The sequence below is a fragment of the Burkholderia sp. BE17 genome (genome assembly GCF_009362305.1).
Lineage (GTDB): Bacteria > Pseudomonadota > Gammaproteobacteria > Burkholderiales > Burkholderiaceae > Burkholderia > Burkholderia pyrrocinia_C.
Map to the genome: position 1 here is coordinate 107,030 of NZ_WHNU01000007.1, position 24,832 is coordinate 131,861.

22 protein-coding genes are annotated in these 24,832 nt (G+C 67.5%); 12 read left to right on the top strand and 10 right to left on the bottom strand.

The annotated features are described in order from the left end of the window. Window positions 1-14: 14 nt before the first annotated feature. Window positions 15-1,196, bottom strand: coding sequence for an isovaleryl-CoA dehydrogenase (locus GD429_RS08675; RefSeq protein WP_059238999.1), 1,182 nt, complete (start codon window positions 1,194-1,196; stop codon window positions 15-17). Window positions 1,197-1,366: 170 nt separating this feature from the next. Here GD429_RS08675 and GD429_RS08680 point away from each other — a divergent pair, with 170 nt between their 5' ends. Further along, window positions 1,367-2,113 carry a TetR/AcrR family transcriptional regulator gene (locus tag GD429_RS08680; RefSeq protein ID WP_152856551.1) on the top strand — a complete coding sequence of 249 codons (747 nt, stop codon included), beginning with the start codon at window positions 1,367-1,369 and terminating at the stop codon, window positions 2,111-2,113. Window positions 2,114-2,167: 54 nt separating this feature from the next. On the opposite strand, the gene GD429_RS08685 is transcribed toward GD429_RS08680, so the two are convergent. Further along, a complete protein-coding gene (locus GD429_RS08685; protein WP_152856552.1) occupies window positions 2,168-2,614 on the bottom strand; it encodes a hypothetical protein in 447 nt (148 codons plus the stop codon). A 412-nt stretch (window positions 2,615-3,026) separates the two neighbouring features. Here GD429_RS08685 and GD429_RS08690 point away from each other — a divergent pair, with 412 nt between their 5' ends. Further along, the gene (locus GD429_RS08690) at window positions 3,027-5,219 is read left to right on the top strand and encodes a TonB-dependent siderophore receptor (protein WP_152856553.1); all 2,193 of its coding nucleotides are present in this window, start codon (window positions 3,027-3,029) and stop codon (window positions 5,217-5,219) included. A gap of 36 nt (window positions 5,220-5,255) precedes the next feature. Here GD429_RS08690 and GD429_RS08695 read toward each other — a convergent pair whose 3' ends face one another. The 5 genes from GD429_RS08695 to GD429_RS08715 all read right to left on the bottom strand — a co-directional run bounded on the left by GD429_RS08695 (window position 5,256) and on the right by GD429_RS08715 (window position 10,791). Continuing rightward, window positions 5,256-6,551 carry an MFS transporter gene (locus tag GD429_RS08695; RefSeq protein WP_227791596.1) on the bottom strand — a complete coding sequence of 432 codons (1,296 nt, stop codon included), beginning with the start codon at window positions 6,549-6,551 and terminating at the stop codon, window positions 5,256-5,258. Between the two features lie 121 nt (window positions 6,552-6,672). Further along, a complete protein-coding gene (gene yiaK / locus GD429_RS08700; protein ID WP_152856554.1) occupies window positions 6,673-7,689 on the bottom strand; it encodes a 3-dehydro-L-gulonate 2-dehydrogenase in 1,017 nt (338 codons plus the stop codon). An 82-nt stretch (window positions 7,690-7,771) separates the two neighbouring features. Continuing rightward, complete coding sequence (locus GD429_RS08705) at window positions 7,772-8,803, bottom strand: Zn-dependent oxidoreductase (RefSeq protein WP_152856555.1); 1,032 nt, start codon at window positions 8,801-8,803, stop codon at window positions 7,772-7,774. A 29-nt stretch (window positions 8,804-8,832) separates the two neighbouring features. Next, window positions 8,833-10,041: a D-mannonate dehydratase ManD gene (gene manD, locus GD429_RS08710; RefSeq protein WP_321574478.1), complete on the bottom strand. Its 1,209-nt coding sequence runs from the start codon at window positions 10,039-10,041 to the stop codon at window positions 8,833-8,835. Between the two features lie 21 nt (window positions 10,042-10,062). Beyond that, window positions 10,063-10,791 carry a GntR family transcriptional regulator gene (locus GD429_RS08715; protein ID WP_152856556.1) on the bottom strand — a complete coding sequence of 243 codons (729 nt, stop codon included), beginning with the start codon at window positions 10,789-10,791 and terminating at the stop codon, window positions 10,063-10,065. A gap of 158 nt (window positions 10,792-10,949) precedes the next feature. Between GD429_RS08715 and GD429_RS08720 the strand changes: the two genes are divergently transcribed. The 6 genes from GD429_RS08720 to GD429_RS08745 all read left to right on the top strand — a co-directional run bounded on the left by GD429_RS08720 (window position 10,950) and on the right by GD429_RS08745 (window position 17,658). Next, window positions 10,950-12,416, top strand: a complete 1,467-nt coding sequence (locus tag GD429_RS08720) for a mannitol dehydrogenase family protein (protein ID WP_152856557.1) — start codon at window positions 10,950-10,952, stop codon at window positions 12,414-12,416. A 129-nt stretch (window positions 12,417-12,545) separates the two neighbouring features. Beyond that, window positions 12,546-13,820, top strand: a complete 1,275-nt coding sequence (locus GD429_RS08725; protein WP_152856558.1) for an MFS transporter — start codon at window positions 12,546-12,548, stop codon at window positions 13,818-13,820. A 210-nt stretch (window positions 13,821-14,030) separates the two neighbouring features. Next, entirely contained in the window at window positions 14,031-14,822 is a 792-nt protein-coding gene (locus GD429_RS08730; RefSeq protein WP_152856559.1) for a transcriptional initiation protein Tat, read from the top strand. A gap of 8 nt (window positions 14,823-14,830) precedes the next feature. Beyond that, complete coding sequence (locus GD429_RS08735) at window positions 14,831-15,955, top strand: molybdate ABC transporter substrate-binding protein (protein WP_152856560.1); 1,125 nt, start codon at window positions 14,831-14,833, stop codon at window positions 15,953-15,955. 90 nt (window positions 15,956-16,045) lie between these two features. Then, window positions 16,046-16,702 carry a c-type cytochrome gene (locus GD429_RS08740; protein WP_152856611.1) on the top strand — a complete coding sequence of 219 codons (657 nt, stop codon included), beginning with the start codon at window positions 16,046-16,048 and terminating at the stop codon, window positions 16,700-16,702. Then, window positions 16,699-17,658 (top strand): c-type cytochrome, encoded by a 960-nt coding sequence (locus tag GD429_RS08745; RefSeq protein WP_152856561.1) that lies wholly within the window; start codon window positions 16,699-16,701, stop codon window positions 17,656-17,658. Before GD429_RS08740 ends, GD429_RS08745 begins: the two co-directional genes overlap by 4 nt. A 33-nt stretch (window positions 17,659-17,691) precedes the next feature. Here GD429_RS08745 and GD429_RS08750 read toward each other — a convergent pair whose 3' ends face one another. The 3 genes from GD429_RS08750 to GD429_RS08760 form a co-directional block, all read right to left on the bottom strand. Continuing rightward, the gene (locus GD429_RS08750; protein WP_152856562.1) at window positions 17,692-19,617 is read right to left on the bottom strand and encodes an SMP-30/gluconolaconase/LRE-like region family protein; all 1,926 of its coding nucleotides are present in this window, start codon (window positions 19,615-19,617) and stop codon (window positions 17,692-17,694) included. Between the two features lie 480 nt (window positions 19,618-20,097). After that, window positions 20,098-20,529 carry a GFA family protein gene (locus GD429_RS08755; RefSeq protein ID WP_152856563.1) on the bottom strand — a complete coding sequence of 144 codons (432 nt, stop codon included), beginning with the start codon at window positions 20,527-20,529 and terminating at the stop codon, window positions 20,098-20,100. Between the two features lie 100 nt (window positions 20,530-20,629). Next, window positions 20,630-21,823, bottom strand: coding sequence for a porin (locus GD429_RS08760; protein ID WP_152856564.1), 1,194 nt, complete (start codon window positions 21,821-21,823; stop codon window positions 20,630-20,632). A 303-nt stretch (window positions 21,824-22,126) separates the two neighbouring features. Here GD429_RS08760 and GD429_RS08770 point away from each other — a divergent pair, with 303 nt between their 5' ends. From GD429_RS08770 to GD429_RS08785, 4 genes are all read left to right on the top strand, one after another. Continuing rightward, window positions 22,127-22,759, top strand: coding sequence for a LysE family translocator (locus GD429_RS08770; RefSeq protein WP_152856565.1), 633 nt, complete (start codon window positions 22,127-22,129; stop codon window positions 22,757-22,759). Between the two features lie 12 nt (window positions 22,760-22,771). Continuing rightward, window positions 22,772-23,308: a GNAT family N-acetyltransferase gene (locus GD429_RS08775; protein ID WP_152856566.1), complete on the top strand. Its 537-nt coding sequence runs from the start codon at window positions 22,772-22,774 to the stop codon at window positions 23,306-23,308. 89 nt (window positions 23,309-23,397) lie between these two features. Continuing rightward, the gene (locus GD429_RS08780; RefSeq protein WP_152856567.1) at window positions 23,398-24,132 is read left to right on the top strand and encodes a metallophosphoesterase family protein; all 735 of its coding nucleotides are present in this window, start codon (window positions 23,398-23,400) and stop codon (window positions 24,130-24,132) included. A 60-nt stretch (window positions 24,133-24,192) separates the two neighbouring features. Then, window positions 24,193-24,804 (top strand): alpha/beta fold hydrolase, encoded by a 612-nt coding sequence (locus GD429_RS08785; RefSeq protein ID WP_152856568.1) that lies wholly within the window; start codon window positions 24,193-24,195, stop codon window positions 24,802-24,804. The last annotated feature ends 28 nt before the right edge of the window (window positions 24,805-24,832 follow it).

A 24,832-nucleotide genomic window follows, 5' to 3' on the forward strand; every position in this document is an offset into this window, starting at 1 on the left:
CGTGACGTGGGGCGTTACATCGTTTCCGCGAACAACTCGCGGCCGATCAGCATCCGGCGGATCTCGCTCGTGCCGGCGCCGATTTCATAGAGCTTCGCATCGCGCCACAGGCGGCCGACCGGGTATTCGTTGATGTAGCCGTTGCCGCCGAGGATCTGGATCGCCTCGCCGGCCATCCACGTCGCCTTCTCGGCCGTATAGAGGATCACGCCGGCGCAGTCCTTGCGCACCTGGCGGATGTGGTCGCTGCCCGCCGAATCGAGATGGCGGCCGACCGCGTACAGGTACGCGCGGCATGCCTGGAACGTGGTGTACATGTCAGCGACCTTGCCCTGGATCAGCTGGAATTCGCCGATCGACTGGCCGAACTGCTTGCGGTCGTGGATATACGGCACGACCGCATCGAGGCATGCGGCCATGATGCCCGTCGGGCCGCCCGACAGCACCGCGCGCTCGTAGTCGAGCCCGCTCATCAGCACCTTCACGCCGCCGTTGAGCTGGCCGAGGATGTTCTCTTCCGGCACCTCGACGTCCTGGAACACGAGCTCGCCCGTGTGCGAGCCGCGCATGCCGAGCTTGTCGAGCTTCTGCGCAACCGAGAAGCCCTTCATCCCCTTCTCGACGATGAACGCGGTGATGCCGCGCGAATTCGCTTCGACGTCCGTCTTCGCATAGACGACGAGCGTGTCGCAATCGGGGCCGTTGGTGATCCACATCTTCGTGCCGTTCAGCACGTAGCGATCGCCGCGCTTGTCGGCGCGCAGCTTCATGCTGACGACGTCGGAGCCGGCGTTCGGTTCGCTCATCGCGAGCGCACCGATGTGTTCGCCCGACACGAGCTTCGGCAGGTATTTCTGCTTTTGCGCTTCGGTGCCGTTGCGGTGAATCTGGTTCACGCACAGGTTCGAGTGCGCGCCGTACGACAGGCCGATCGACGCCGATGCGCGCGAGATTTCTTCCATCGCGACCATGTGCGCGGTGTAGCCCATGTTCGCGCCGCCGTATTCCTCGGCGACCGTCATGCCGAGCACGCCGAGATCGCCGAACTTCTTCCACAGATCCATCGGAAACTGGTCGGTGCGGTCGACCTCCGCCGCGCGCGGCGTGATTTCCTTCGCCGCGAACGTCGCGACGGCATCGCGCAGCATCTCGATGTCTTCACCGAGCATGAATTGCACGCCGGGCAGGTTGATCATGTCTCCTCCGTCTCCAGAAAGTGTGTCGCATGCACCGATTTCTGAGTTTCGCTCAAATCGAATGAATGCGTCGATTTATTGACCAATACAGCGGAAATTTTGCACAGTTTCGCGCCTCGTCCGGTTCGGCGTCAATAGTTTTTTGAGTGACACTCAGATATCATGCCGACATGACAGCCGCTACCGCCGACACCATGACCGCCACCGTCAAAGCCGACCGCGCCGACACGCCGCGCGCGCCCGCCGGGCGCAAATCCCAGCAGCGCGTGCAGGACATCCTGCGCGCCGGTCGTGAAGTGTTTGCCGAAAAAGGCTACGAGCATGCGACGGCCGCCGAGATCGCGCAGCGCGTGGGTGTGTCGGAAGCGACGGTGTTCAGCTACTTCCGCGGCAAGCGCGAGCTGTGCGCGCGCGTCATCGCGGATTGGTACGACGAAATCATCGCCGCGTTCGAGCACGGGATGCCGCAGGATGCGTCGGTGCAGCAGCAGTTCGCGTTCATCGTGCGCACGCACCTGCGGCTGATGCTCGTGAACGGCACGGGGCTGTGCGCGCTGGTGTTGTCGGAAGGCCGCGCGAAGCAGCATGCGCTGAGCGACGAGCTCACCGCGCTGCAGCGCCGCTATACCGCGCCGCTGATGGACGTGCTCGCGCGCGGCCAGGCGGCCGGGCAGGTCCGCGCGGACCTGCCGCTGAGCCTGCTGCGCTCGATGGTGTTCGGGCCGATCGAGCACGTGCTGTGGGATGCGATCCTCGGGCACCGCAAGCTCGATACGGAAACGACGGCCACGCAGCTGGTCGACATGCTGTGGGCCGCCGTGCAGCCGCCCGCGCCGGAACAGGCGGCGCTCGTGCGCTTCAGGAATGAAGTGGCGGAAGCGGTGCGGCGGCTGGAAGGGGAAAACACGCGCGCGTGATGTGCGGCGGCGGGGTTACCGCGACACCGCGACACCATCGTCGCGGTACGTCGATCAGTTGGCGAGACGGCAATGCGCCAGCTTCAATCCCGGCAACACCGGCGCATCGATATAACCTTCGTTCACGCAGCTGAACCGGAAATTCGCGGACGCCGTAAACGGCTTGATCTCGCCGCCGGGGAATTTCGGTTTCAACACATCCTGGTCGGCCACGTCGAAGTGCGTGTCGAACTGCCCGCCGTCGGTCGTCAGCGCACCGAAGTACGTGCCGCCCGGATCGCTGCCCATCCGGATCACGGCGCCGACGAACGCGAGGCGCTTGCCGTCGTATTTCGTCTTCGCGGCGGCCATGTCCTGCGTATAGGCCTCGATCACGACGCTGTAGTGCGCATCGATCGCGGGCTCGTCCGCCGGTGCGGCGCAGGCGTTCCGGTGAACGCCCGCCAGCATCGCGCACGCCGCAAGCGCAGCCGCCGCGAACGGCGCGGAAATCTTTTTCATGGGTGGTCTCCCGTCTAGCGTGGTGGTTGAAGTAATTGAAGGCGGCGCTGCGTCGGCTGCGCGGCACAACGCCAACTGAATTCGCTTCCGTTGCTTCAGTCGTTCGAATGGCGGAACACGGCTGCGATCACTTCACCACCCGCATGGTCGAGTGCGGTGCGTCGCACTGAACGCGACGCGACGGGAAGATGACATGGTGCGGCCCCCGGGCTCTCTCATTGAATTTCACTGCGTCTGATTTTGGCCGCTACGGTAGCAGACGGCCGACGGCCCGACAACCAACGCCCGCCCGCTGCCGATCGCCCCATTACAATTGCAAATGATTCTCATTACATGTATTATCCGCATCCCGGTTGCGGCGCAGTGCTGCGACCCGCGACACGATCCTTAGCACTCCGCCCTGCATCGATTCATGCCATCCCGTCGAACCACCCGCCGCGCCCGGCCCCTTCGTCCGTGGCGCACTAGCCTGCCCGCCCTGATCACCCTTTGCGTCGCAAGCGGCGCGCATGCCGACGCCGCCGAACGCGCCGACGCCGAACCCGTTGCGCCCGCATCCGCCTCCACGCCCGCATCGACGCCCGCCGAACGCGAACTCCCGACCATCAGCGTCAACGCATCGGCGGCCGTCGATCCGACGATCGGTTATCAACCGCGCACCACCAGCATCGCGGGCGGCAACGACCGCCCGCTCAAGGAGATTCCGCAATCGGTCGCGGTGGTCAGCAGCAGCGTGATGCAGGACCAGCAGGCGCGCTCGCTCGACGACGTGCTCGGCAACATCAGCGGCGTCACGCAGACGAACACGCTCGGCGGCACGCGCGACGCGTTCACCAAGCGCGGCTTCGGATCGAACAACGACGGCTCGGTGCTCGTCGACGGCGTGCGCACGCCGGTGCTGCACAGCTATCTCGCGACGATCGACCGCGTCGAAGTGTTGAAGGGCCCTGCTTCGCTGCTCTACGGGATGCAGGATCCGGGCGGCGTGATCAACCTCGTCACGCGCAAGCCGGAAGACACGTTCGGCGGCTCGATCTCCGCGTCGCGCACGAGCCACGGCGGCGGCAGCGCGCTGTTCGATTTCACGGGCCCGCTCGGCAAGCCCGGCCAGGTCGCGGGCGGCACGCTCGCGTTCCGGCTGACCGGCGAATACGACACGAGCCGCTACTGGCGCAGCTTCGGCCGCCAGCGCGACGCGCTGATCGCGCCCGCGCTGTCGTGGCACGACGCGAACACGTCGATCGACGTCAGCTACCAGTACGTCGACTACACGACGCCGTTCGATCGCGGCACCGTGCTCGTGAACGGCCAGCTCGACGATGCGCTGCGCTATCGCCGCTACGAGGAAGCATGGTCGCAGAGCAGCGGCATTCAGGAAACGCTGCGCGCGCGCATCGAGCACCGCTTCTCCGACGCGTGGCGCGTGCGCGCGACCTACGGCTGGGGCCGCGACCGCTACGACCAGTACATTACCCGCGGCAACTCGTTCAACAGCAAGACGGGCGCAATGACGCGCTCGTCCGATGCAAACCTCGGGCGCAACGACTCCGACCAAATCGCGACGCTCGGCCTGCTCGGCAACGTGACGCTTGCCGGGATGAACCACGCGCTCTACCTCGGCGGCGAATACGAGCGGCAGCGCAGCTTCCGCGGCGACACGATCCGCGGCAAGGCAACGACGGGCTTCAATCTCTATGATCCCGTGTACGGCCTGCTCGCGCCGGGCGGCATACCCAACCCGAAGCAAAGCGATTCGCGCTCGGTGGTGCATGCGTATTCGATGGTCGTGCAGGACTCGGTGAAGCTCACCGAGCGTCTCACCGCGGTCGGCGGGCTGCGCTGGGAAAACTGGCAGCAGGAATCGGGGATGGGGCGGCCGTTCGTGTTCGCCGACCGCTCGCGCGGCAATGTCTGGCTGCCGCAGTTCGGGCTCGCGTATGCAATCACGCCTGCGCTGACCGCGTATGCGAACGTGAGCCGCTCGTTCAAGCCGAATGTCGCAACGAACGTCGCCGCGCCGCTCGCGCCGGAATACGGCCGCGTGCTCGAGGCCGGGCTGAAGTTCAGCCTGAAGCCCGCGATCACGGGCACACTCGCGGTCTACCAGATCGACAAGCGCAACGTCGCGGTCACGAACGGCGACATCACGTCGACGATCGGCACCGCGCGCTCGCGCGGAATCGAACTCGACGTCGCGGGGCAGATCACGCGCCACCTGAGCGTGATCGGCAGCTATGCGTATACGAACGCGACCGATCGCGACAGCAATACGCCGCTCGTCAACGTCGCGCGCCACACGGGCAGCCTGTTCGCGGTGTACGACACGGCGCTCGCGAACCTGCCCGGCCGCTGGCGCTTCGGCGGCGGCGCACGCCTCGTCGGCGCACGCTCCGGCGACACCGCGAACAGCTTCACGCTGCCCGGCTACGTGACCGTCGACGCGTTCGCGGCCTACGAAACGACGATCGGCAAGTTCCCGACGCGCTTCCAGCTCAACGTGAAGAACCTGCTCGACAAGACCTACTACCCGTCGAGCAACAACAACCTGATCGTCGCGGTCGGCGAGCCGCGGCTCGTCACGCTGACGACGACGGTGTCGTTCTGACGGCCGGGGCCGCCGGAAGCCGGGCCCGGCTCGACGTCATTCCGCCGTCGGCGGACAGACCCGGTAGAACACGACGCTGCACAGCAACAGGAAGCCGGCAAGGATCGCCATGCCGGTCCGGATGCCCGCATAGCCGATGATCATCGCGCCGAGGATTCCCGACAGGCTCCCGCACGCGTTGATCAGCGCGAGGCCGGCCGCCGCGGCCGCACCGGACAGCACGCGTCCCGGCAGCGTCCAGTAGATCGGCATCAGCGACAGGATGCCCGACGTCGCGACGGTCAGCATGATCAGCGCGAGCCAAAAGCTGTCGTGCGCCAGCGTCGCGACGAACAGCCCGATGGCGGCCAGCGCGACCGGCACCACGCCGCCGTGCCTGCGCAGCCGCCCGGACCTCTCCGCATACTTCGCGTTCACGTACATGCAGATCGCCGCGACGCCGAACGGGATGGCCGTGAACAGCCCGACATCCAGGCTGTTCGCGACGCCGGCGTCATGAAACAGCGTCGGCATCCAGAACGTCAGCCCATAGAAAGCGGTGTTGAAGAGGATCATCACGACGATCAGCGCATAGATCTTCGGTGTCCGGAACGCATCCGCGACGCGATGCGACTTGAACGCCGCTTCCTTCGCGACATTCGCGTCGATGATCTGCTTCTCGCGCGGCGTCAGCCAATCGACGTCGGCCGGCCGGTTCCGCAGCAGCGCCAGGATGACGACGCCCAGCACCGCGGACGGCAGCCCTTCGAGCAGGAACAGCCACTGCCATCCCCTGATGCCCGCCACGCCGTCCATCGTCTCCATGATCGCGCCGGACAGCGGCGCACCGAACACGACCGCAATCGGCAACGCCATCAGGAACAGCGAATACATGCCGCTCTGGCGCCGGGCGGGCAGCCACGTGTTCGTGTAATACATCACGCCCGGAACGAACCCGGCCTCGCATACGCCAAGCAGGAAGCGAAGCGAATAGAACGCGGCCTCGTTCCGCGAGAAGATCATCAGGGTCGACACGATCCCCCACGTGATCATGATCCGCGCGATCCATGCGCGCGCGCCGACCCGCCGGAGGATCAGGTTGCTCGGAATCTCGAACAGCATGTAGCCCCAGAAGAACACGCTCGCGCCGAGTGCGAAGGACGCATTCGTCAGGCCGAAATCGGCCGCCATCTGCAGTTTGGCGAAGCCGATGTTCACGCGGTCCAGATAGGACATGACGAACCCGAGGAAAAACAGCGGGACGATCCTCAGTATCACCTTCCGGTACAACGCGTCTTCGTGCAGCGCTTCGGTGCCTGCGCCTAGCGCAAGTGTGACGTCCCCCCTCATCATCAGTTCTCCCGATGAAAACAAGAACCTCGACGGCGATGGAATCGATCCGTACGCCGGTCCGTTTCGCATGCTCGCAGCGGGCCGGGTTGCCTACCGGCGCCGCGTCGCGAATGCGCTGACTTCACCGCTCCGCAAGCGCCAACACGTCGGCCCAGATTCCGTCGTCGACGGCAACGCCGTGCCGCCGCTGTTCGATGCGGGTTCGCAGCGCGCTTTGCCCGGGATACAGCACCTCGTCGCTGTCTTCCGCGACTTCCGACGTATTCACGTAATTGGCCACGCCGTCGGCGACCTCGTTCGTGAACGCTTCGCCGCCCAGCTTGCGTGGGTCGATCAGGATGAACACCTGCGAGCAGCCGGTGCAGCTTCCCTGCTGCACGGCATCGATCCCGTTCGTCGCCAGCCCCTCCGACAGCACGGCGGCCAGCACGTCGAGCATGATCGCGAACCCCGAGCCCTTCCAGTAACCCATCGGCAGGATCCGCATCGACGCCTCGATCGGGCCGGGCTCGACGGTCAGCTTCCCTTCGCTGTCGAAACCGGCGGGAAACGGCATGTTCTTTCCCTTGAGGCGGGTCGCCTGCAGTTTTCCGTACGAGTATTGCGACATGGCCATGTCGAGCACGATAGGGCCCTTGTCGCGCGGCACCGCCATCACGAACGGGTTGTTGCCGACGCGCGGTTTCCTGGCGCCCCAGCCCGGCATGCAGGATTCGGTATTCGTCCAGCAGATCGCGATGTAGCCGCGATCCGCCGCGTGCCAGCCATACGTCCCGCCGCGCATCCAGTGCGTCGTGTTGCGCAGCGCGACGATGCCGACGCCCTGCTCGTCGGCGATCGCCATCGCGCGCTCGGTCGCGGACAATGCATTCAGAATGCCGGGGCCGCGATTGCCGTCCAGGATCTCGATCGCGCCGAAGCGCTTGACCGGCATGGGGGCGCCTTGCAGATTCACCCAGCCCTTGCGGACGTAGTCGACGAAGCGCGCGACGCGATTGATGCCGTGCGAATTGACGCCGTCGCAGGTCGCCTCGGCATGAACCCGTGCGCAAACGCCCGCGTCGTGCTCGTTCATGCCCGCATTCAGGAGCGCGAGATAAATGGCGCCCTGCAACTCCTCGAACGGAATTCGGATCATCCTGCCTGTCTCCTGAAGTACTTGTGGTGCGGTGCGATCCGGAACCGGATGCCGCCGCCCCGGCTCGCGGCGCGAACCGGTATCAGCCGCCCGCGAAATCGAGCAGGATCTTGCAACTCTCGGCAGGCCGCTGCTCGGCCATCTCGAACGCCCGCGCGACGTCGCGAAAATCCACCTTGTGCGTGACGATATGCTCGGGCTGAATCAGCCCGCGGCCGATCCAGTCGATCACCTGCGGGAACATTGCGCAATTGAGCCGCGACGCGGCGAGCGTGAGTTCCTTCTTCGTCAGTTCCGCCTGCACGATCGCGGACGGTTCCGACGAGAAGCCGAGCACGCCGATCCTGCCCGCCGGCGCCGCGATCCGCACGGCTTCCTCGAGAATCGACGGATGGCAGACCGCATCGAAGATCAGCGTCGGGCCGCCGTCGACGCCGCGCTTCTCCAGCGCGTCCGGCAACGACTCGACACTCGTGTTGATGACTTCGTCCTCCGCCGCGCCGCACTTGCGCGCGAGTTGCAGACGCGCATCGAGCCGGTCGGTGATGAACGCGCGGATGCCGTACACGCGCTTGAGCACCTGCAGGATCGTCAGCCCGACCGTACCCGCGCCGTAGATCAGCGCGACATCGCCCGGCAGCACGCCGGTGCGCGACGTCGCATTCGCGGCGACCGCGAACGGCTCGACGATCGCCGCGCAGGTATCGGCGATCTCCGCCGGAATCCGGTAGGCATTGCCGGCCGGCACGCAGGTGTACTGACTGAAGCCGCCGTCGCGATGCACGCCGAGCACGGTCAGGTGCCGGCAGACGTTGCGCCGGCCGATCGTGCACGCATGGCAATGCCCGCAGCTGATCACGGGATCGACCGCGACGGTCTCGCCGAGCCGCGTCGCATCGACGCCCTCGCCGACCGACTCGATCGTCCCGACGAATTCGTGGCCGATGATGCGCGGATACGACACGAACGGGTTCTTGCCGTGAAAGATATGCAGGTCCGACCCGCAGATGCCCGCATAACGCACCTTCACGCGCACTTCGCCGGCGGCGGGCACGGGCAGCGGCACTTCGCGCACGCCCATGCTGTTCGGGCGATCGACAACGACGCTCAACATTTCGGTTCTCTCCTTCGGTTCCTTGCCGCTCACCAGTTCCACATCGAGCCGTCGCGCAGCCGCGCGACCGGCAGGTACGCGCGCTCGTACGGGTACTTCGCGGCCAGCGTCTCGTCGATGTCGACGCCGAGGCCCGGCACGTCGTCCATCACGAGATAGCCGTCCTCGAACCGGTAGCTGTGCGGAAACACTTCGTCGGTCAGCGGGCTGTGCGGCATCAGTTCCTGGATGCCGAAGTTCGGCGCCCACAACCCGAAGTTGACCGCCGCCGCCATGCAGACCGGCGACAGGTCGGTCGCGCCATGAAAGCCCGTGCGCACCTGGTACATCGCCGCGTAGTCGGCGATGCGCCGCACGTGCGTGATCCCGCCCGCGTGCACGATCGTCGCGCGGATATAGTCGATCAGCTGATCGCGGATCAGGTCCTTGCAATCCCAGATCGAGTTGAACACTTCGCCGACCGCGAGCGGCGTCGTCGTGTGCTGACGGATCAGGCGGAATGCGTCCTGATTCTCGGCGGGCGTCGCGTCTTCCAGCCAGAAGAGACGATGCGGCTCGAGATCGCGGCCGAGCCGCGCGGCCTCGATCGGCGTGAGCCGGTGATGCGCGTCGTGCAGCAGGTGCGGCGCATCGCCGACCGCGTCGCGCACCTTGCGAAACAGGTCCGGCGTATGGCGCAGATAAAGCGCGGTATCCCACGGCTCTTCAGGCGGCAGGCCTTTTTCGGCGGGTTCGTACGCGCCAGCGGTCTTGCCGACGCCGTACACCTTGTCTAGCCCCGGCACGCCCGACTGCACGCGGATCGCACGGAAGCCTGCCTCGATATGCGCGCGCACCGCGTCGACCGCTTCCTCATGATCGCGCCCGTTCGCGTGGCCGTACACCATCAGGCCATCGCGGCTCTTGCCGCCGAGCAGCTGGTAGACAGGCATGCCCGCGAGCTTGCCCAAGATGTCCCACAACGCCATGTCGATCGCGGCGATCGCCGTCATCGTCACGGGCCCGCGCCGCCAGTACGCGCCGCGATACAGGTATTGCCAGATGTCCTCGATGTTGCGCGGGTCGCGGCCGACGAGGCAGGGAAATACATGGTCTTCCAGATAGGCGCTCACCGCGAGCTCGCGCCCGTTGAGCGTCGCGTCGCCGAGACCGTAGACGCCTTCATCGGTCACGATCTTCACCGTCACGAAGTTCCGGCCCGGACACGTGACGATGGTCTGCAAGCGTTCGATTTTCACTGCGCTCCTCCAGCGGGCGATTCAGTCGACAAAGTAATGGGGTGCGCGGCTGCGCACGTCCGGCAGATGCGAGCCGATCCGGTCGACGTGCGTCGCGACCGATGCGCCGAGCAGCGCCATGTTGCGCGACGCGATATGCGCGAGGATCTGCTCGTGCTCCTGCAGCGCGCGGCGTGCATGATCCTCGACGCGGTCGAGCAGCAGCCAGCGCACGCGGTCGAACTGGCGCTTCATCGGCTGCAGCATTTCCCACACGTGCGGCCGGCCCGCGAACGCGAACATCCGGCCGTGCATCGCTTCGTCCAGTTCGAAGAACGCCTCGACATCGTGCGCGGCCACCGCGGCGCGCTGCGCGTCGATGATTCGCGACAGCTCCGCGAGTTGTTCCGCCGTGATTTTCTGCGCGAGCTCGACGTGGTTCGCGCATTCGAGCGTGCTGCGCGCGAACCGCCCTTCCTCGAGGATCGACACCGGAATCGGCGCGACGAACGTGCCGACCTTCCGGTGGATCTGCACGAGCCGCTCGTCGGCCAGTTGCGCGAACGCTTCGCGCACGGGCGTGCGGCTGACCTTGATCGTCGTCGAGATCACGGCCTCCGACAGCGCGGTATGCGGCGGCAGCGCGCCCCGCACGATCGCGTGGCGCAGCAGCGCGTGCACCTGACCCGTATAAGACCGGCTCTCGTCCAGCGAGAACCCCTGCAACGCCGTGACGACGACGTCTTCCTCAAATGCTGCAGTTTCGCTCATGTCTGTCGATGCATCCGACTTGATTTCGATAACTACCATGGTACACAACACAGGGAAATTGATCGAACTGGCGTTTACACCAATAACTTCCTGCAAAAACCCGCAATAACCTTCACTCACTCCGATATTTACCATGGTACAACCCGTTACCGATCGTCATGCCACCCGCACCCGACTTCCTGCACACCGCGCCGCCCGGCACGCGCCGCCCCCGCTATGACCGGCACGCGATCCGCACGGGCATCGTCCATCTCGGCCTCGGCGCGTTCCACCGCGCGCATCAGGCAATCCATACGGAAACGGTGCTCGAACAGGGCGATCTCCGCTGGGGGATCGTCGGCGTCGAGCTGCGGCGGCGCCATACCGTCGACCTGCTCGCCGCGCAGGACCACCTGTACACGGTGACCGAACGCGACGGCGACGGCGCGCGCACCCGGATCGTCGGCGCCGTGCACGGCGCGCTATTCGCACCGGAATCGCTGCCCGCGCTGCTCGCGCTGATCGCCGATCCGCGCGTGTCGATCGTCAGCCTGACCGTGACCGAGAAAGGTTATTGCCGCCGGCCCGGCGGCGGCCTCGATGACACCGATCCCGCGATCCGCCAGGATCTCGCGACGCCCGACACGCCGCGTACCGCACTCGGCGTGATCGCCGCCGGCCTCCGGCAGCGGCCGGCCGGCGCGCCGCTCACCGTCGTCTGCTGCGACAACATGACGTCGAACGGCGACACACTGTGCGCGCTGCTGCTCGACTACGCGGCATGCATCGACGACGGCGCACTCGCGCGGCGCATCCGCGACGACATCGCATTCCCGAACAGCATGGTCGACCGGATCGTGCCGGCCGCGACGCCCGAATCGCTCGACTGGGCGCAAGCGCACCTCGGCGCGCGCGACGCGGCCGCGATCGTCTGTGAGCCGTTCTCGCAATGGGTGATCGAGGATCGCTTCGCCGGCCCGCGCCCGCGCTGGGAAGACGCCGGCGCGCGCCTCGTCGCCGACGTGCGGCCGTACGAAACGATGAAGCTGCGGCTGCTGAACGGCTCGCATTCGGCGATTGCGTATGCAGGGCAGTTGCGCGGCCGCGCGACAGTGTCGGACGCAATGGCCGACCCGGCGATCGCGGCGTTCGTGGACGGCGTGATGACGCACGACCTGCTCGCGACCGTCGACGTGCCGTCCGGCTTCGACGCGCACGACTATTGCGCGACGCTCGTGCGGCGCTTCCGAAATCCGACGCTCGCGCATCGCACCGAGCAGATCGCGATGGACGGCACGCAGAAGGTGCCGCTGCGCTGGCTGCCCGCGCTCGCGGACAGCGCTGCGGCGGGCGTCGAGCGCCCGTATCTGGAGCGTGCGCTTGCGCTCTGGCTGTACTACCTGACCACCGCGCGCGACGCCGACGGCCGGCCGCTGACGATCAGCGACCCGGGCGCGGCCGCGCTCGCCGAGACGCTCGGCGCGGCCGGCGACGCGAACGGCGCGGTGCGCGCGGCGCTCGCCAGTGCCGCGCTCGCCGGCCCGGCCGTGTGGCCCGACGCGCTGGTCGCGCGCGTCGGCGCGCATCTGTCGACGCTGCGTGCGCACGGCACCGACGCATTGCTCGCACCGCTGCACGCGTGCTGAACGCCCGCACGGCCGGTTGGCCGCCGCCGACGCGAACCGCGTGACGCCCCTGCCCGTCGATGTCCGTGTCGACGCGGCGAACGATGGAAAAGACATGACGGCCGGCCCACCGGCACGAAGGAGACAGACATGAAGCAGAAGTCGCAGGCATGGTTCACGGTATTCCTGCTGTTCATCGTGTATGGCATCAACTATCTCGACCGCGTCGCGCTGTCGATCGTCGCGCCGATCGTGCAGACCGATCTCGGCATCGACGCCGCGCAGATGGGCATCGTGTTCAGCACGTTCTTCGTCGGCTACGCGCTGTTCAATTTCATCGGCGGGCTTGCATCCGACCGGCTCGGGCCGAAGCTCGTGTACGTGCTGGCGGTCGGGCTCTGGTCTATCTTCTGCGGGATGACCGCGTTGACCGTCGGCTTCGTGAGCCTCTTGATCGTGCGGTTGCTGTTCGGCATGGCCGAAGGCCCGCTGTGCTCGGCCGCGAACAAGATGGTCAACAACTGGCTGCCGCGCGACGGCGCCGCGACCGCGATGGGGCTGCTCAGTGCGGGCTCGCCGCTCGGCGGCGCGATCGCCGGGCCGATCGTCGGCCTGCTGGCCGCGCAGTTCGGCTGGCGGCCGGCGTTCTGGATCGTCTGCGCAATCGGGCTCGCGTGGGTCGTGCTGTGGATGGTGTCGACGTCGGACCGTCCGGCCACGCCGGTAAACGCAGCGCCGAACGTGCCTGCCGCCGCCCGCGCGGGTGACGACGACGCATCGGCGCCCGCGCGCACGCTGTCGCACTACGTGCGCCAGCCGCGCATCCTCGCGACGGCGGCCGCGTTCTTCAGCTACAACTACGTGCTGTTCTTCTTCCTGAGCTGGTTCCCGAGCTATCTCGTGCGCGCGCATCACCTGAACATCAAGGAGATGAGCATCGCCACCGTCGTGCCCTGGCTCGTCGGTACGGTCGGCCTCGCGTGCGGCGGCGCGATCTCGGACGCGCTCTACCGGCTCACCGGCAACCTGCTGCTGTCGCGCCGGATCGTGCTCGTCACCTGCCTGCTCGGCGCGGGCGCATGCGTGGCGATCGCGGGTACCGTGCAGTCGACGCAAGGCGCGGTCGCGCTGATGTCCGTGTCGCTGTTCTTCCTGTACGTCACCGGCGCGATCTACTGGGCGATCGTGCAGGATGTCGTGCACCCGGCGCGCGTCGGCGGCGTGAGCGGCTTCCTGCACTGCATGGGCAGCCTGTCGGGCGTGATCGGGCCGGCCGTGACCGGCTTCATCGTCGAACGCAGCGGCTCGTTCGTGGCCGCGTTCGTGCTGGCCGGCGCGATTGCGCTGGCGGGCGCCGTGCTGGCAGGCGTATTCGTGCGCAACGGCCGGCCGTCGGAAGTCCTGCGCGAACGCGCGGCGCACTGACGCCCGCCGCGCGACATTCGCAACGCGCCGCCGCTTCAGCCGGCGTCGCCCGCCTCCCGCCCGATCATCAGCCCCCCGAATATCTCCCATCCGATATCGCGATTTCCGGTATCGATCGTGCGCCTCTAGACTGGCTACGCGATGGCGACGCTGCGCCGCCTCACGGCAACGCGACACGCCCCCCACAAAAACGATCCTGGGAGTCAAGCCATGTCCGACGGGCAGGCGCGCCGACGCGCGCTCAAGACACTCGGTCTCGCGGCCGGCACCGCACTGCTCGCCGCCACGCGCCGCGCTCACGCGGCGGCGCCCGAAACCGGCGCGCTGCTGCCCGGCGCCGCCGCGCGCCTCGCCGACCTCACGCGCCGCCTCGCGGCCGTGCCGAGACGGCGCGACTTCAAGACGGTGCCGATGATCCTCGACCGTCCCGACCAGTGGGATCACGCGGCACTCGCCGAAGTGATCGGCTATCGCGGCGGCCCGAAGCAGGTGTGGGACAACACCGAGCTCGGCGGCCCGTGGCTGAACCTGATGCGCAATTCGCTGAACGCGCAGATCTGGTCGTACGGCCATCCGGATTTCCTCGTCGTGTCGGCCACGCACGGCAGCGCGCATCTCGCGCTGTTCAACCAGATCGCGTGGGACAAATACGGCCTCGCGAAACTGGCCGGCGCCGCCTTCCCGGCCAACACGCTGCTCGACGCGAAGCCCGCGCAATCGAAAGGCGCGCAGGATCACGCGTTGCCCGACGGCGCCTTCTCGTCGCACGACAACAGCATCGCCGCGCTGCGGCAGCGCGGCGTCGTGTTCCTGTCGTGCCACAACGCGATCTGGGAGCTCGCGGAACGGCTCGACGGCGCGAACGCGAATCCCGACAAGCTGCCGCTCGATGCACTCGCGGCCGACCTGACCAACCACGTGATCCCGTCGGCGATCGTCACGCCGGGTGCGGTCGGCACGCTGCCCGAACTGCAGCAGGCCGGTTTCACGTACGCGAAATGAGACCCACGATGATCTCGATCCACCCGCAATCGCCATCGCGCCGCCGGCGGCGCACGCTGCGCGCCGCGCTCGCCGCGTTGCTGTGCTGCGCGTCGGCGCTTTCGTTCGCTGCGCCCGCCACCGCACCCGCACCCGCGCCCGCGCCCGCGCCCGCGCCCGCAGCAACAGCAACAGCAACAGCAACAGCAACAGCAACAGCCACGACCATCTTTCCGCCCTGGCAGGACGGCCGCAACAACGACGCGATTCATCGTGGCCTCGAATTCACGGTGCCGCAGGTCGACGTGCTCGCCGATTTCCACGGCGACCTCACCGCGCCGAAGCTCGTGCTGTTCGTCGGCGGCAACTACTTCTTCGCGATGGCGCCGCTCGTCGCGAAGTTCGAGGAAGACCATCCCGAATACCGCGGCCGCATCTACTGGGAAACGATCCCGCCCGGCCTGCTCGTGAAGCAGATCCACGCGGGCGGCACGATCACCGTCGGCAACATGACGTGGACGGTCAGGCCCGACGCGTATTTCGCGGGGCTCGGCAAGATCGACGGGTTGATCGCGGACGGCACGCTCGCGGGCCCCGCGGTGCCGTACGTGACGAACCAGCTGACGATCATGGTGCGCGCCGGCAATCCGAAGCGCATCGCGTCGCTGAACGATCTCGCGCGGCCCGACGTGAAGCTCGCGATGCCGAACCCGGAATTCGAGGGCGTCGCGCGGCAGATCCGCGCGTCGCTCGCGAAGGCCGGCGGCGACGCGCTCGCGCGCACCGTCTATGACGACAAGATGCGCGCCGGCACGACCGAGCTCACGCACATCCACCATCGGGAAACCGCGCTGTTCCTGATGCAGGGGCGCGCGGACGCCGGCGTGCTGTGGCAATCCGAAGCGGCGTTCCAGGAGCAGGTCGGGCATCCGCTGATGCACATCGACATCCCGGCCGCGCAGAATACGACGGCGATCTATGCGGGCGCGATGGTGAAGGACGCGCCGCATCCGGAAGCCGCGCGCGCGTGGCTCGCGTTCATCCGGTCGCCGGAAGCGTTCCGGATTTTCCAGCGCTACGGCTTCGGCCGCTACGATGCGACAACCCCGGTGCAGCACCTCGCGCCGGGGCAGGACCGGCCCGACGCAGGCTGACGGCAAAGGCCCGACCGCGTGGCGGCGCGCACGCGACATACGACAAGGAGGGGACACGTGAACGATACGTTCGATACACGGCGACGCCGGATGGCACCGCTGCTGCTTGCCGCATCGGCACTGCTGGCCGGCCATGCGCACGCGGACGACGCGACGCTCGGCAAGACGCTCGCAACCCAGGGCTCGGCGACGGGCGTCGCCGCGTGCATCGGCTGCCACGGCAGCCACGGCGAAGGCAATGCGGCGGCCGGCTTCCCGCGCCTCGCGGGCACGACCGCCGCGTATCTGTCCGCGCAGCTTGCCGCGTTCGCGGACGGCAGCCGCCAGAATCCCGTCATGCAGCCGCTGTCGAAACTGCTGACGCCGCACGAACGCGACGCGGTATCCGCGTACTTCGCGAGCCTGCCCGCACCGGCCGGCGTCTTCACCGCCGACGACGCGTCGATCGATCCCGCGAACACCGGCGCGTGGCTCGCGACGCGCGGGCGCTGGTCGCAGGGCCTGCCTGCGTGCGCGCAGTGCCACGGCCCCGGCGGCCTCGGCGTCGGCACGGCGTTTCCGCCGCTCGCGGGGCAGCCTGCCGCGTATATCGCCGGCCAGTTGAACGGCTGGAAACACGGCGCGCGCCCGCCCGGGCCGATGGCGCTGATGCCGATGATCGCCGGCAAGCTGTCCGATACCGATATCGACGCGGTGGCCGGCTACTATGCGCGCGGCGGCGCCGCCGCACAGGGAGACAAGCAATGACCGACCGCACGACGCTGATCCGCCGCGCACGCGGCATGCTGCTCGGCGCGGCCTGGATGCCCGCGCTCGCGTTCGCGGCGGCGGCGGCGCCGCAGGACGCGCCGGCCGCAGCTTCCGCACCCGTCGCCGCACCAACGCCCACGCCGGCCGCAACCGCGGCAGCAGCCAAACCGTTCACACCGCCCGCCGAATCCGCGATGCCCGCCGACGGCTTCGGCAAGACCGTGAAGTTCGGCGAGCAGATCTTCCTGCACACCCCCGAGTTCGCGGGCAAGTACGTCGGCAACAAGCTGACCTGCGCGAGCTGCCACCTCGACGCGGGCCGCCGGCCCGATTCGAGCCCGATGTGGGCCGCGTACCTGCTGTATCCGGCCTACCGCAGCAAGAACGGGCACGTAAACACGTTCGCCGAACGCCTGCAGGGCTGCTTCCGTTACAGCATGAACGGCAAGGCGCCGCCGGCCGGCGACCCGATCCTCGTCGCGCTCGAAACCTATTCGTACTGGCTCGCGAAGGGCGCGCCGGTCGGCACGAAGCTGCCGGGGCAAGGCTTCCTGAAACTGCCGCCGCCCGCGCAAAAGGCCGACTACGCGCGCGGCGCCGCCGTCTACACGCAGCACTGCGCGCTGTGTCACGGCGCGGACGGCCAGGGGCAGTCGAGCGGCGGCAAGCCGGCGTTCCCGGCGCTGTGGGGCGCGCGTTCGTTCAACTGGGGCGCGGGGATGGGCGACATCCGCAACGCGGCCGGCTTCATCAAGGCCAACATGCCGCTCGGGCTCGGCGGCACGCTGACCGATCAGGAAGCGTGGGACGTCGCGACCTTCATGGACAGCCACGAACGTCCGCAGGACCCGCGTTTCACGGGCTCCGTACAGGACACGCGCGCGAAGTTCCACGATTCGCCCGACTCGATGTACGGGCTCCGCGTGAACGGCCGAGTGCTCGGCGCGCCATGACGCCACGCCGCACCGGCCGGCCCGCCGGTGCGATCACGGACGCCAGCGATACACGACGATGCTCGTCCCGTTGTAGTTGTCCTTGGTGATCACGTACTCGCCGGTCGAGCGCAGGTACGCACGCACACCGTACATCGAGTCGACGTCGTTGCCGACGTCCATCGCCGACGTGTTCGAATTCGTCAGCGTGGTCACGAGCGCACCGGAGTTCAGGTCGAACACGTCGATGTTCGGCACCGTGTGCACGTAGCCGACGAACAGGTAGTGGCCGGCCGCCGCGATCGATTTCGGGTTCGCGCTCGTCAGGTTGATCACCGGATTCGGCGCGCTCGTGTTGCCGTTCTTCCAGCCGTGATAGACCTCGATGTGCCCGTTCATCGCGGTCCAGTCCCAGTTGCCCGCGAGGCCCTGCGCGAGGATCATCGTGTCGCTGTCGGCCTGGTAGATGATGCGCGTGACCGGCGCCACGCTGCTCGGCACGGGCGTGGTCGTCGGCTTGCCCCATGACGGCTTGCCGGTCGCGTCGAAGCCCGTCATCGGGTAGCGGGAAATCACGTTGGATCCGTTCAGCCCCGCCCACACGTCGCCGTTGCCGTCGATATCGAAGCCCGCGGTGACCTGCAGGGTCGTGTTGAACGGCTTGCCCGGGAGCGAGCCGGCCGGAATCGCGATATAGCCGCTCGCCGTGTTGAAGTAATAGAAGTTGAAGTTGCCCGGATTCTGGCCCGACGCGACGAGGATCCGGTTGCCGCCGACCATCACGAGCTGCCCGAAGTGCTGGCCGCGCTGATAGTCTTTCATGTCGAGGCGCGGGTCCTTCGGATAGGTGAACGGATCGACCGTGTTCGCGACGAACGTGCCGCCCGCCGAGCCCGTGTACACGTTGTTGCCGCTGTAGAAGAACGCGCCGTCCGTCACCGGATCGGGTGCGGCGATCCCCTCGAAGTTCAGCGCCTGCAGCTTCCATTGCAACGCGCCCGTCGGGCTGTACGAATGCAGGTCGGTGCTGCCGTTGCGGCCGAGATCCCAGCCGCCGCCCCATGCGTTGTTCAGCACGTACAGGTTGCCGGCCGAATCCTTGCCGAGCGCGGCGACGCGCGTGAAGCGCTTGTCGCCGACCTGCCCCTTGATGCCCGTCGTCGTGTCGAGATAACCGCCCTGCACGCCGAACGTGCCGACCTGCATCGGCAGGCCGAGGAGCCCGCTGTAGACCTTGATGTTCATGTCGGGCCCTTCGTCGCCCACCATCAACTGGCCCATCGACGCGTCGTAGTACAGCGACGCCGGCCGCGCGCCGGCCGCCATCTGGATCGTGTTCATCGCCGTGCCGGTCGCGCTGAACTGCGCGACGACGCCCGCGCTCTTGCGCGCGACCCACAGGTTGCCGGCGGCGTCGAGCGCCAGCGCGCCCGGCCCCGATACGCCGATGTCGCGCTGCCAGACGCCGTCGGTCGTATAGACGCGCACGCGGTTGCCGTAGAAGTCGCTCACGTACAGCAGGTTGCCGGCCGTCGCGAGGCCCGTGATCACGTCCGCGTACTGGACGCCCGTCCACACACTGACCGGGATGCGCAGGTCGCGCAGGTTCGTGCCGCGGTTGTAGCGGCCCACCGAGCCGCTGCCGAACGTGCGGTTGTAGCCGAGTGCGACGAACAGCGACGTCGAGTTGCCGGTGATCGCGCCGCCCTGGAATTCGTCGTGGATGCCGATCGTGCCGAGCGGCTGGCCGTTCTGGTAGATCGCGACGCCGCCCGCGTTCTCGTCCCAGCGCGACGCCGTGTAGATCACGCCCTCGGGCGCGACCCACATCGAGCGCGCGCCGTTGCCCACGTGCGCGGCCAGCGTGCCGAACGTGTTCGCGAGCCAGTCGGTCGTGTATTGCACCTGCGCGTGACTCGCGGGTGCCAGCACGGCCATGCACATTCCCAGCAATGCCGCGCGAATTTGTTTCATTGACATGAATAATGCTCCCGGACGATCGTTTGTCGACACTGTAAATCGCGACGCATGAAACATTGGTGATTCCGGCAAACGCGCATTCCCTGTCATCCCGAATTATTCACCACGTGCTTTATGCCGTCCGGCGCTTTTTCGTCAATGATGGTCAAACCCGCACACTGCGCCGCAACGGCCCGCCGGCGGCGCGATTTCGGCGCTTTTTTCCGGCACTTTCTTCCGGTTAAGCCAATGCGAATGCGTCATTTTTTCTGACATGCCCGCATTGCTTTCTCATTCCCCGGTGTGGGCTCAATGATTACAAATCGAAATTAAAATGAAAGAGAAAAAATATTATCCGGCGCAATCTGCGTTTCGCAAATCGGCATATCGGGCGTGCAGCGAACGCGGCGGGCGGAGCGGAATGTGGAAGAAAGGAACGGAGAAGAAGGATGCAGCCGAACAAGCCGCGCACCGGCCGTGCCGGCACGCGGTCGCGATCGTTCAGTTCGCGTTGTCGAGCGTCGGGCCGTCCCAGCCGTCGAGGTATTTCGGCAGCGCATCGATGACGTCGATCACGCGCTGCCGGTAGAACAGATGCATCGTCGGCTGCAGGTCGCCCGGCAGTTGCCCGCCGTGCGCACGCGCGGTCAGGCTGTTCGGCACGACGCGCATGCCGAACCGGTTCGTTCCGGACACGATCTCGCCGCACGACACGCACCATGTGCGCGACATCGACTTCGACGAGTGCGGGAACGTTGCGTTGCCGCCGTCGATCGCAACCTGCTCCGGCGGCCACGCGGTCGCGGACAGCATCGGCGTGCCGTAGAAATCGCGGCAGGTCGCGCAATGGCAGTTCGCACGCGCCGCCGGCTCGCCGCGCAGCGTGACGGTGACGGTGCCGCACAGGCAGCGCGCGGATTGCGTTCGGGTCATGTCGTCTCCTCGAATAACAGAGGCGACAGTATAGGAGCCGGCGTGCAACGTCGCCCGCACCGGCTGCGAACGACGTTGCGGCCGCAACGAATGCTGCGCGTCAGAACTTCTGGCGCAGCCCGAGGCTGACGATCGCCTGCGAGCGCGAGTCGGACGAATGGCCGTTCGCCTTGTCGGACACCGACGCGGTCGCGGCCACCGGCCGGCCGAGCGCATCGAGCGTCATGCCCGACGCATGCTGGTACGCGCCGAGCAGGTACACGCTGGTGCGCTTCGACAGGTCGTAGACGGCGCCGAGCGTCACGTTGTGATACTGCGCGCGGTCGTCGACGCCATCGACATCGCTGCCGCGCGTGTAGCTGTAGCCGGCGAACAGTTGCGTCTGCGGCCGCACGTTCCAGCGCGTGAACACGCCCGCGACGTTGAACGTCGCGTGGCCGGCGAACAGCGAACGGTCGCCGCCGCGGTACTGCACGTTGCTGTAGTTCACGCCGACGACGGCCGGGCCGAAGTCGTACGTCGCGCCCGTCGCGATGATCTGCTGCGACTGCGCGCTCGCATAACCTTCGTTGATCGACGAGTTGAACAGGCCGTCGTCGGTGCTCTGCCACTTGCCCGCAGTCGGGTCGGTCGCGCCCGTCTTGCTGTTGTCCGAGCGCTCGTAGCCGACGCCGACCCGCAGCGGGCCCGCCGCGTACGCCGCGCCGACGCTCCACGTGTTGCGCTGCTTCATGCTGCCCGGCTGGCCGCCGAAGCCGTACAGCGCGCCGAACGTGAAACCCGAATAGTTGGCGCTCGTGTACTTGATCGAACTGTCGACGCGCGCGGTCTGGTCGAGATCGTCGATGTCGCCCGGGTGCGCGCCGAAGCCGCCGATGAACGACGACGGGCCGACCGGGCTCACGAAGTCGTCGAGCGACGTGTACTGGCGGCCGAGCGTGACCGAGCCGTAGCGGTCGCTGCCGATGCCGACGAACGCCTGCCGGCCGAACTGGCGGCCGCCCTGGCCCGACGTGCCGTTGGCGATGTCGAAGCCGTTCTCGAGGACGAACAGCGCGCGCATCCCGCCGCCGAGATCCTCGGAACCCTTGATGCCCCAGCGGCTGCCGGACAGGTTGCCGGTCGTGAGCCCGACGCCCGAATGCCCTGTGTATGAGCCGGCCGAGCCGACCCGTTCGTTGCTGCGAAAGGTCACGCCCGCATCGACGATGCCGTACAGCGTGACGGAGCTTTGCGCGGAAGCGATGCCCGCGAGCGAGAGCAGCAGCGGTGCTGCGATCAGTTGCTTGTTCATGGTCTTGTGTCTCCGGGCGGTGAACCCGTTGTTCTGGCTTGATGTTGCGAGTAGCGCGCGGGCGGCGAGATTCGCCGGTAGTGCGAGGCCGGCGGCGTCCGCGCGCGGCGTCGCGGCGGGCAGGCCCGCTGCGGCCGCCATGGTAGATGGAACCGATCCCAGACTAAAGCGCAATAATGAAAACAGTTTCTTGCCAAAGTCGAGATAGTCGACAGTGCGGCCACGCGCACGATCGCCGTGCCTGTACAGCACGGGCGCACGCACCCGATAATCGAACGCGCGCCTTCCCTCGGGAGTTCCTTCATGAATGAAACGACCCTGCTGATCTTCGCCGCCGTCGCGTTCGTCGGCATCGCGACACCCGGCCCGACCGTACTGCTCGCGCTGACCAACGGCTCGCGCTACGGCGTGCGCCGCGCAGCCTACGGCTTCGCCGGCGCGATGCTGTCCGACTTCGTGCTGATCGTCGCGGTCGCGCTCGGCCTCGGTGCGCTGCTGATGGCGTCGGCGTTCTGGTTCTCGGTGGTGAAGTGGCTCGGCGCCGCATACCTCGCGTATGTCGGCATCCGGCTGCTGACGTCGAAGGGTTCGCTCGACGTCGCCGCCGCGCATGGCGGTGCGGCGCCCGGGCGCAACGCGTCGATCTTCGCGAAGAGCTTCCTGACCGCGGTGACGAACCCGAAGGGTTATCTGTTCTTCTCCGCGTTCCTGCCGCAGTTCCTCGATCCGTCCGCGCCGCTCGCGCCGCAATACGTCGCGCTCGCGGTCACGTTCGCGCTGCTCGACGGCGTCGTGATGTTCGGCTATGCGCTGCTCGGCGCACGCGCGGTGCGGCTGCTGAAGCGCTCGGGCGCGCTGTGGCTCGAACGCACATGCGGCGCGATGCTGCTCGCGCTCGCCGGATCGCTGGCGCTGTACCGGCGTCATGCCGCGTAGGCGCGGGTTCCGATGAGAGTCGATGCGCCGCCCCGCTCCGGCTTTCCGGGCCTGTCGCTCAGGCAGCTCGAACGTGCGGATCTCGACGCGTGGTACGCGTACCTGTCGAACCCCGACGTGGTCCGCCACACGAGCTGGAACCTGCGCTCGCGCGACGATCTGCTGCCGCTGTTCGACAACATCGAATCGGCCGACCCCGATTCGATCCGGCGTCTCGCGATCGTCGACACCGCATCGGGCGCGCTCGCCGGGACGATCGGGCTGCATACGGTGTCCACCGCGAACCGCTCGGCGGAAATCGCGTACGACCTTGCGCCGCCGCACTGGGGGCGCGGAATCGCGAGTGCAGTGTGCGAAGCCGTCACCGCGTGGGCATTCGCCGACGGCGGCTTCATGCGCGTCCAGGGCGTCGTGCTGACCGGCAATGCGGGCTCCGCACGCGTGCTGCAAAAGTGCGGCTACCGCTACGAAGGGCTGCTGCGCGCGTACCGGATGGTGCGCGGCACGCCAGGCGATTTCGCGATGTACGCGCGTCTCGCGACCGACTGACGCGCCGCACGCGGCTTCATCCGCGAGCGCGATTGACCGGCCCGCGCCGAATTGGCGACAATCGCCGTTCCCTGCCTCGACGGTCCACCATGAAAATCGCCGCGCTCTCCGACATCCACGGCAACCTCGCCGCGCTCGACGCTGTGCTCGACGACGTCCGCCGCCGCGGCGCCGACGTGATCGTCAATCTCGGCGACATCGTGTCGGGCGCGCTCCATCCGGCCGACACGGCCGACCGCCTGATCGCGCTCGACCTGCCGACCGTCAAGGGCAATCACGAACGGCAACTGCTCAGCGGCGATCGCGAGTCGATGGGGCTGTCGGATCGCTGGGCGCGCGACACGCTGCGCGCCGACCATCTCGACTGGCTCGCCGCGCTGCCCGAACGCGTGATGCTCGACGACGACGTGTTGATGGTGCACGGCACGCCGGCCAGCGATCTCGTCTATTTCCTCGAAACGGTCACGCCCGACGGCTGCCGCGCGGCCACGCCCGACGAAATCGCGCAGCGCGCGGGCGACGCGCAGGCATCGCTGATCCTGTGCGGCCACACGCATGTGCCGCGCACGGCGAAGCTCGCCGACGGCCGGCTGATCGTCAACCCGGGCAGCGTCGGGCTGCAGGCGTACACGGACGACCGGCCGCATCCGCACCGGATCGAAACCGGCTCGCCGCATGCGCGCTACGCGATGGTGTCGCGCACGGCGGCCGGCTGGCGCGTCGAATTCCATGCGGTCGAATACGACTGGCACACGGCCGCCGCGACCGCGGCATCGCGCGGGCGCGACGACTGGGCCGTCGCGCTGCGCACCGGCCGGTGCTGACGCGCCCGCGCCGCCCCGTCACCCCGTCACCCCGCTTCGTTCATCGGAAACCGACTCGACATGCCCGTTCCGTCGCAACTGCTCTTCCTGCCCGGCGCATCCGGCAGCACCGCTTTCTGGCAACCGCTGGCCGCCCTGCTGACGCATCCGGCCGAGCGGCGGATCGTCGGTTATCCGGGCTTCGGCGATACGCCGCACGATCCGTCCGTCGACGATTTCGACAGGCTCGTGCGTCATGTGCTTGAAACGATCGACCGGCCGACCGCCGTGATCGCGCAATCGATGGGCGGCGTGATCGCGATGCGTGCGGCGCTCGACAAACCCGTACTCGTCACGCACCTGGTGCTGACGGTCACGTCCGGCGGCCTCGATATGGAATCGCTCGGCGCGCAGGATTGGCGTGCCGGCTTCGCCGAAGCGAACCCGCAATTGCCCGACTGGTTCCTGACGTTCCGCGCCGACCTGTCGCGTGACATCGGCCGCATCGCACAGCCGACGCTGCTGCTGTGGGGCGACGACGATCCGATCAGCCCCGTCGCGGCCGGCCGGCGCCTGCTCGAACGGTTGCCCGATGCGCAGTTGCATGTCGTGCCGGGCGGCCGGCACGATCTCGCGGCCGTGCATGCGCATGCGCTCGCACCGCTCGTCGACGCGCATCTGCAGCGCGTGTGACCTCGCGTGCTTCAGCCGTAACCCAAAC

Excerpts from the sequence above, each read along its gene's own strand:
- GD429_RS08675 (WP_059238999.1), bottom strand. The coding sequence starts at position 1,196 with ATGATCAACCTGCCCGGCGTGCAATTCATGCTCGGTGAAGACATCGAG.
- GD429_RS08785 (WP_152856568.1), top strand. The coding sequence starts at position 24,193 with ATGCCCGTTCCGTCGCAACTGCTCTTCCTGCCCGGCGCATCCGGCAGC.
- GD429_RS08705 (WP_152856555.1), bottom strand. The coding sequence starts at position 8,803 with ATGTTGAGCGTCGTTGTCGATCGCCCGAACAGCATGGGCGTGCGCGAA.
- GD429_RS08725 (WP_152856558.1), top strand. The coding sequence starts at position 12,546 with ATGAAGCAGAAGTCGCAGGCATGGTTCACGGTATTCCTGCTGTTCATC.
- GD429_RS08750 (WP_152856562.1), bottom strand. The coding sequence starts at position 19,617 with ATGTCAATGAAACAAATTCGCGCGGCATTGCTGGGAATGTGCATGGCC.
- GD429_RS08775 (WP_152856566.1), top strand. The coding sequence starts at position 22,772 with ATGAGAGTCGATGCGCCGCCCCGCTCCGGCTTTCCGGGCCTGTCGCTC.
- yiaK (WP_152856554.1), bottom strand. The coding sequence starts at position 7,689 with ATGATCCGAATTCCGTTCGAGGAGTTGCAGGGCGCCATTTATCTCGCG.
- GD429_RS08780 (WP_152856567.1), top strand. The coding sequence starts at position 23,398 with ATGAAAATCGCCGCGCTCTCCGACATCCACGGCAACCTCGCCGCGCTC.
- GD429_RS08730 (WP_152856559.1), top strand. The coding sequence starts at position 14,031 with ATGTCCGACGGGCAGGCGCGCCGACGCGCGCTCAAGACACTCGGTCTC.
- GD429_RS08720 (WP_152856557.1), top strand. The coding sequence starts at position 10,950 with ATGCCACCCGCACCCGACTTCCTGCACACCGCGCCGCCCGGCACGCGC.
- GD429_RS08685 (WP_152856552.1), bottom strand. The coding sequence starts at position 2,614 with ATGAAAAAGATTTCCGCGCCGTTCGCGGCGGCTGCGCTTGCGGCGTGC.
- GD429_RS08760 (WP_152856564.1), bottom strand. The coding sequence starts at position 21,823 with ATGAACAAGCAACTGATCGCAGCACCGCTGCTGCTCTCGCTCGCGGGC.
- GD429_RS08740 (WP_152856611.1), top strand. The coding sequence starts at position 16,046 with ATGGCACCGCTGCTGCTTGCCGCATCGGCACTGCTGGCCGGCCATGCG.
- GD429_RS08690 (WP_152856553.1), top strand. The coding sequence starts at position 3,027 with ATGCCATCCCGTCGAACCACCCGCCGCGCCCGGCCCCTTCGTCCGTGG.
- GD429_RS08745 (WP_152856561.1), top strand. The coding sequence starts at position 16,699 with ATGACCGACCGCACGACGCTGATCCGCCGCGCACGCGGCATGCTGCTC.
- GD429_RS08680 (WP_152856551.1), top strand. The coding sequence starts at position 1,367 with ATGACAGCCGCTACCGCCGACACCATGACCGCCACCGTCAAAGCCGAC.
- GD429_RS08735 (WP_152856560.1), top strand. The coding sequence starts at position 14,831 with ATGATCTCGATCCACCCGCAATCGCCATCGCGCCGCCGGCGGCGCACG.
- GD429_RS08715 (WP_152856556.1), bottom strand. The coding sequence starts at position 10,791 with ATGAGCGAAACTGCAGCATTTGAGGAAGACGTCGTCGTCACGGCGTTG.
- GD429_RS08695 (WP_227791596.1), bottom strand. The coding sequence starts at position 6,551 with ATGATGAGGGGGGACGTCACACTTGCGCTAGGCGCAGGCACCGAAGCG.
- GD429_RS08755 (WP_152856563.1), bottom strand. The coding sequence starts at position 20,529 with ATGACCCGAACGCAATCCGCGCGCTGCCTGTGCGGCACCGTCACCGTC.
- GD429_RS08770 (WP_152856565.1), top strand. The coding sequence starts at position 22,127 with ATGAATGAAACGACCCTGCTGATCTTCGCCGCCGTCGCGTTCGTCGGC.